A 318-nucleotide genomic window follows, 5' to 3' on the forward strand; every position below is an offset into this window, starting at 1 on the left:
GCAGCAGACGCAGAAGCTGAAGCGGACGCTGACGCGGAAGCAGAGGCAGAGGCAGAAGCGGAAGCGGAAGCAGAGGCAGAAGCGGAGGCAGAGGCAGAAGCGGAAGCAGAAGCTGAAGCAGAGGCTGAAGCGGAAGCAGAGGCAGAAGCGGAAGCTGAGGCAGAAGCGGAAGCAGAAGCAGAAGCAGATGCAGAGGCAGAAGCAGATGCAGAAGCTGAAGCAGAAGCAGAGGCAGAAGCAGAGGCTGAGGCAGAAGCAGAGGCAGAAGCAGAAGAGGAAGCGGAAGCAGAGGCAGAAGCGGAAGCAGAGGCGGAAGCG

The 318-nt window shown here is 60.1% G+C and carries 1 protein-coding gene; it reads left to right on the top strand.

Features of this window, described 5'->3' with window-relative positions:
• Positions 1-318: hypothetical protein (locus ACZYR9_RS27635; protein ID WP_488981497.1), on the top strand; the 318-nt coding region annotated here is incomplete at both ends.

It is taken from the genome of Paenibacillus sp. F024, from assembly GCF_057814255.1.